Source organism: Streptacidiphilus anmyonensis (genome assembly GCF_000787855.1).
GTDB lineage: Bacteria > Actinomycetota > Actinomycetes > Streptomycetales > Streptomycetaceae > Streptacidiphilus > Streptacidiphilus anmyonensis.
On sequence record NZ_BBPQ01000033.1, the window covers coordinates 82,021 to 86,953 of the forward strand.

Genomic DNA, 4,933 nt, shown 5'->3' on the forward strand with positions numbered 1-4,933 from the left:
GGGGCCGTCGCAGGGCCCCCCGTCGCGCCCGCCCCGTCGGCGAAGCCGAGAGGGGGGACGGGGGCGTCGCCTCCGCCCGGAAGCGGCTTGCCGACGGTGGGCGCGCTGAAGGGCTGCGCGCCCTGCGCGCTCGCGGCGCCGCCGGGGGCCGCGCTGCCCGCCACGGCGCAGAGGCCGGCGAAGCCGAGGCCCGCGACGAGCAGCGCCGGGGCGAACCGGGCCCGGGTGCGCCGCGCCTGCGGCGCGGCGTGCAGCGGCACCACCCGGGGCGCGACGACCGGTGCGGGGAGCTCGACCGGTGCGGGGAGCTCGACCGGCGCCTCCTCCCGTGTCAGCGGGGCGTCGGGGCCGACGTACGGGAGCTTCGTGGCCGCGACACCGCAGCCGGCACAGGAGAACGCGGCGCCGCTGACGTAGCGGCGGCAGGGTGGGCAGTACCTCACGGCTCCTCCGGGCGTGCACGGACCGGCAAATCCGGACCTTTCACCACAATCGCAGCCCGGAACGGGCCTGTGCGGAGATCTCGCGAACTCCCCACGCAGGCCCGTCCCACCTGCTAATCTTCCCGCCGTTCAACTGCCGTTCAGTCCAGCCTCGCATCGAAGGCGAGGACGGACGCCAGCTCCTCCACCCGCCGCTCGGGCAGGCCGCGGCCGACGAACCAGGCGCCGACGTTGCGCACGTCGCGTTCCAGGAAGTCGCGACCTCGCGGGTTGGCGATGACGTCGACGATCTGCGGCACGTCGATGATGACCAGCCGGCCCTCGTGGACCAGGATGTTGTACGCGGACAGGTCGCCGTGGGCGTAGCCGTCGCGGGCCAGCAGCGAGAGGCTGTGGCCGAGTTGGTCCCAGAGGTCGTCCAGGTCCGCCTCCTCGGGGCGCACCTGGGCGAGGCGAGGCGAGGCGGCGCCGGACTCGTCGCCGACGAACTCCATCAGGATCTCGGTGCCGAGGATCTGGACGGGGTAGGGCACGGCGGCGCCCGCCAGCCAGAGCCGGGACAGCGCCGCGAACTCGGCGGCGGCCCACTGCCCGGCGATGGCCTGCTTGCCGAACTCGGTCCGCTTGGCCATGGCCCGGCTGACGCGGGACTCCTTGTGGCTGCGGCCCTCCAGGTAGCCCGCGTCGCGGTGGAAGAGCCGGTGCCGGCCGTCGCGGTAGCGCTTGGCCGCCATCAGGGTGCGGCGGTCGGCGCCGGGGACGGCGCGTTCGATCAGGAAGACGTCGGCTTCCTTGCCGGTCTTCACGATGCCCAACTCGGTGTCGACGGCGCCGAGTTCGGTGACGACCCAGTCCGGGCGGGGCTCGGGGCCCTTCTCGGTCGGGGTGGACTGGTCCCAGGTGGACCAGCGGTCGCCCTCGGGCGGCGCGTCGGCGCCGCCGGAGACCGAGGCGTGGTCGTCGCCCAGGTCGAAGCCGGGGTCGGTGTCGGGGTGGAAGTCGTGGTCGGGCCGGAAGTCGTAGTCGGCGTCGACGACGTAGTCGGTGGTGTCGTCGGAACGGCGGCCACGACGGCTGCCGCCCTTGGGGGTGATGCGGACGAAGGAGTCGCTGTCGGCGAATCGCTTGCGCAAGGGAGGGGTCTCCTGCGGGAGGGCCCGCCGGGGCGCGTCAGCGGTAGGACGCGAGGCTCAGCCGGCGAGCGGGTGACAAGGGGAGGCTTCTGGCGCGCAGGCGAACGCGCGCCGCGTCATCACGGCGACCATGTCTGCACACCTCCACTCTCGTCACGTCCGGGCGCCGACACGGCGGCCCGGAACCGGGGCAACGCGCCTACTCTAGCCAGCCTCGCGGTCGGTGCAACCGAATTAACGCGGCGTCGTCGCCCGCGCGCCGCACAGCCGCCCGCCGCTTCGGGCTGATAGGGAGACCTCATGTCACGCCTTCTCCCTCCCGGCCGCCCGCGCCCGGGTCTGGTCGCCGTCGCGCTCGTCGCGGCCGTGATGACGGCCGGATGCAGCTCCTCGAAGAGCTCCAGCGCCGCATCGCCGCCGGCCGCCCCGAGCACCGCCACCGGCGCCTCCGGTCCGGCAAGCGCCTCCGGTACGGCGGGCGCCGCCGGTGCAGCGACGACGGTCACGGTCACCGAGACCGAGTACGCGCTGCACCTCTCGCAGAGCTCGTTCGCGCCGGGCTCCTACACCTTCGTGGCGAAGGACGACGGTCACGTCTCGCACGCGCTCGCCATCTCCGGTCCCGGGGTGCCGACGACGCAGACCAGCACCCTGGACCCCGGCGGCAGTGCGAACCTGACGGTCACTCTGCAGAAGGGCAGCTACGAACTGTGGTGCCCGGTCGACAGCCACAAGAGCCTGGGCATGGACACCCACATCCAGGTCTCCTGAGAACGGCCGACCGACCGGACACCACACGTCGCTCAGTCCAGCCGCGGCTCCCGCTCGCGCGCGGCGACGCCCGCGGCGACGCGCGCGACGAACTCCGCCGCCGGGAGCGGGTCCGGGCGGGATCCGTCGCGCAGGCGCGGGGCGACCAGGCCCTCGGCGGCCTCGCGCGCGCCGACGACGGCCTGGTAGGGCGCGAGCCGCGCGGCACGGATCCGCGCGCCGAGGCTGCCCTGCTCGGGTCCGGCGATCTCGGCCCGCAACCCGAGCTCCAGGCACCGGGCGGCGACCTCCCGCGCCTGCGGCTCCTCCGCCACGGAGAGCGGGAGCAGCACCACCTGCACGGGCGCCAGCCAGGCGGGGAACGCCCCACCGTAGAGCTCGATCAGGTGCGCCACGGCCCGTTCGATGCTGCCGATGACCGCGCGGTGGACCATCACCGGACGGTGCCGCCCGCCGTCCGCGCCCACGTACTCCAGCTGGAACTGCTCGGGCTGATGGAAGTCGACCTGCACGGTCGACAGGGTCGCCTCGCGTCCGGCGCCGTCGGCGATCTGGACGTCGATCTTGGGCCCGTAGAAGGCCGCCTCGCCCCGCTGCGCCTCGAAGGGCAGGCCGGACTTCTCCAGCACCTCGGTGAGCAGGGCCGCGGACCGCTCCCACAGCTCCGGCGCGGCCACGTACTTGCCGCCCTCGCCGGGCAGCGAGAGCCGGTAGCGGACCGGCTCGATGCCGAGGACCCGGTGGACCTCCCGGATCAGCTCCAGCGCCCGCGCCGCCTCCTCGGCGACCTGGTCCACGGTGCAGAAGACGTGGCCGTCGTTGAGCTGGATGGCCCGGACCCGGGTCAGGCCGCCCAGCACGCCGGAGAGTTCGGACCGGTACATGCCGCCGAGCTCGGCGAACCGCAGCGGCAGTTCACGGTAACTGCGGGCCCGGGAGCGGTACATCAGCGCGTGGTGGGGACAGAGGCTCGGCCGCAGCACGACCTCCTCCGCACCGAGCCGCATGGGCGGGAACATGTCCTCGCGGTAGTGGGCCCAGTGGCCCGACCGCTCGTAGAGCTCGCGCTTGCCGAGCACGGGCGAGTAGACGTGCCGGTAGCCGGCGCGCCGCTCCAGGTCGCGCACGTACTCCTCCAGCTCGTGGCGGAGCACCGCGCCGTCGGGGAGCCAGTACGGCAGCCCGGCGCCGATCATCGGGTCGGTGTCGAAGAGGCCCAGCTCGCGGCCGAGCTTGCGGTGGTCGTGCATCGTGGTCACCTCGCGGAGGTCATCGGGGACGAGGACGTCGGGAGACCGGAACGAGTGACCGCATGCGAAAGCCCCGGGCACTCGCCCGGGGCTTGGACTGTGACAGCTCTCAGCGCGCCGGGACGTGGTCCGGCGTCGTCGTGGAGGCGGCTGCGCGCTGCATGCCGACGAAGGTAGCAGCCGAACGGGCCGGGCTGCATCGGATTTCTCTGTACACGGCAAGACCAGCACCAGAGCGAGTTATGAATTCCGGCGAGTCGGGAGGGTTTAGAGCGTTTTCACAGGTTTGTCACCCAGTGTCGTGACCATGGCTCCAAGTGTCACGGGCGTCCTGACCACGCCTCCGGAATCTCCGACCGTCCCTCGCGCCACCCGTCTCCGCCCCTGGAGATCCCCGGCCGACCAGCCCGGCTACGCCCGGCCTGCCCTGCTCGGGATCGCCGCCCTCGCCGCCCTGCTCTTCTTCTGGCGGATCGATCAGGCGTCGTTCCACGGGTTCTACGCGAACGCGGCACGCAGCGGCGCCGAGAGCTGGAAGGCGTTCATCTTCGGCTCCTTCGACCCGGCGAGCACGATCACGCTGGACAAGCTGCCCGGGTTCGTGTGGCCGCAGGCACTGTCCGCGCGGATCTTCGGCTTCCACGCCTGGTCGGTCGCACTGCCGCAGGCGGTCGAGGGCGTGCTGGCGGTCCTGGTGCTCTACAAGGCGGTACGGCAGTGGGCCGGCGCGAACGCGGCGCTTCTCACGTGCGGGCTGTTCACGCTCACCCCGGTGATCGCCGGACTGTTCCGCACCTCCGTCGAGGACCCCGCCTTCACCCTGCTGCTGATCTGCGCCGCGGAGGCGGCGCAGCGCGCGGCGAGGACGGGCCGCCTGCGGACGCTGCTCCTCTCCGGCGTCTGGGTGGGCCTGGCCTTCCAGACCAAGATGCTGGAGGCGTGGGCGGTGCTGCCCGCGTTGGCGGTGGTCTACCTGGTCTCCGCGCCCGCGCCGCTGCGTCGTCGGCTCGGCCACGTCCTCGTCGCCGGTGTGGTGACGGTCGCGGTGTCCGCCTCGTGGATCGGGTTGGTGACGTTGACGCCCGCGAAGGACCGTCCGTACGTGGACGGCACCACGGACAACTCGGCGTTCAGCATGGTGGTCGGCTACAACTTCCTGAACCGCTTCTCGTCGGTGGGCATGAGCGCCTCGAACACCGGCAGCATCCAGGCCGTCCGCGGCGGTGGCGGCGGTGGCGGGCACGGCCTCGGCGGGCACGGATCCGGCGCGGGCGCCGGGACGCACGGCGTCGGCGGGCAGGGCGTCGGCGGCCAGGGCGCCGGCGCGGCCGGGGGT

General features: G+C 73.2%; 4 protein-coding genes and 1 pseudogene. 2 read left to right on the plus strand and 3 right to left on the minus strand.

Annotated elements, in window-relative coordinates:
- Positions 1-443 (minus strand): annotated as a pseudogene (locus TR50_RS46970) (hypothetical protein); the annotation flags it as partial.
- A 140-nt stretch (positions 444-583) separates the two neighbouring features.
- Positions 584-1,576, minus strand: coding sequence for a serine protein kinase RIO (locus tag TR50_RS25250; RefSeq protein WP_042426278.1), 993 nt, complete (start codon positions 1,574-1,576; stop codon positions 584-586).
- A 300-nt stretch (positions 1,577-1,876) separates the two neighbouring features.
- Between TR50_RS25250 and TR50_RS25255 the strand changes: the two genes are divergently transcribed.
- Complete coding sequence (locus TR50_RS25255; RefSeq protein ID WP_052441310.1) at positions 1,877-2,347, plus strand: hypothetical protein; 471 nt, start codon at positions 1,877-1,879, stop codon at positions 2,345-2,347.
- Between the two features lie 32 nt (positions 2,348-2,379).
- On the opposite strand, the gene thrS is transcribed toward TR50_RS25255, so the two are convergent.
- A complete protein-coding gene (gene thrS, locus TR50_RS25260) occupies positions 2,380-3,597 on the minus strand; it encodes a threonine--tRNA ligase (protein WP_042426349.1) in 1,218 nt (405 codons plus the stop codon).
- A gap of 307 nt (positions 3,598-3,904) precedes the next feature.
- On the opposite strand from thrS, the gene TR50_RS25265 reads away from it, so the two are divergent.
- Positions 3,905-4,933: ArnT family glycosyltransferase (locus tag TR50_RS25265; RefSeq protein ID WP_174514858.1), on the plus strand; the 1,029-nt coding region annotated here is incomplete at its 3' end.

Excerpts from the sequence above, each read along its gene's own strand:
- TR50_RS25255 (WP_052441310.1), top strand. The coding sequence starts at position 1,877 with ATGTCACGCCTTCTCCCTCCCGGCCGCCCGCGCCCGGGTCTGGTCGCC.
- thrS (WP_042426349.1), bottom strand. The coding sequence starts at position 3,597 with ATGCACGACCACCGCAAGCTCGGCCGCGAGCTGGGCCTCTTCGACACC.